Raw genomic sequence first — 1,057 nt, 5'->3', positions numbered from 1 at the left:
CGGAGACGGACAGTGAAGGTGTCGTTGCGGCCGGTGAAAGGATGGCCCGCTCGAAGGACGTCACGTGAGTGTGCTCCTGTACCTGAGGGGTGCAGGCTGCTCCTGGTGAGAGCCACGGTCGCACACCCGCATAGCCTGACAAACCGTTCAACTGCCCAGCCGTTTTCAACTACGCAGTGGATCGGCGGTCAAACATCGAGCTTAACGCTGTTGACGGTTCTGCAACAGGACTCGATCGAAGTGAGCGTATAGCGCCGGGGAATGGAAATCCCCAGCAACCCGTACGAGGAGCCACGATCTATAGCGGTGCGGCTTCCTGGCTATGAATACCGCCCGTTTCGAATCCTGCACATCCGCCAGTCGACCTCCCCGGACGACACTGACCACCGGAAACGAAGGGCAATTGGCACCACATCAGAAGCATCAATCTTGCATCTGATGCAACCCGTCTCCCTGGCCCAGATATGACTAAGCCGCCGGCACCGAAGGTGTCCAGTGGCTTTTCAGGATCGGTGCCCGTCTTGCGCTTATCGGCAAGCGGCCGCTCGAAGCGGCATTTCTTTCGGTGATACCCCGGCAGAACCGAACACCGACAGGTCAGGCGATCACCGCTGCCGGCACCGGATGCGCCGCAGCAATCGACGCCGAACGCTGGCTGGCCGACCGCGGCGACATCACCGCCAACACGCTCGACGCAGCCGGCCACACCGTAGACGCCGTCTGACTCCCACACCCAGCGAAAGGAACTTCGATGAGCAAGCCTTCAGTGCTGTTCGTGTGCGTCAAGAACGGCGGCAAATCCCAGATGGCCGCCGGCCTCATGCGCAAAGCCGCCGGCGACCAGGTGGACGTGTACTCGGCCGGCACCAAACCCGGCGACGCGGTCAACGCCCTGTCCGCCGAAACGCTCCTCGAGGTCGGGGTGGACATCTCCGGTGAGACCCCGACGTTGATCGATCCGCAACTGGTGCGCAATGTCGACCTCGTCGTCACCCTGGGCAGCGAAGCGAAGGTCGATCCCGTCGCCGGTACCGACTTCGAGAACTGGGACACCGAC

Annotated in this window: 1 protein-coding gene; it reads left to right on the top strand. The window is 62.3% G+C overall.

Annotated elements, in window-relative coordinates; translation table 11 throughout:
- Positions 1-751: 751 nt before the first annotated feature.
- The coding region (locus AC0B9F_RS38545; protein WP_472010519.1) for an arsenate-mycothiol transferase ArsC at positions 752-1,057 on the top strand (306 nt) is incomplete at its 3' end.

The organism is Streptomyces sp. NPDC097129 (assembly GCF_055668065.1).
The sequence above is the reverse complement of the archived record's forward strand: the minus strand, read 5'-3'. Positions and strand labels throughout refer to the sequence as shown.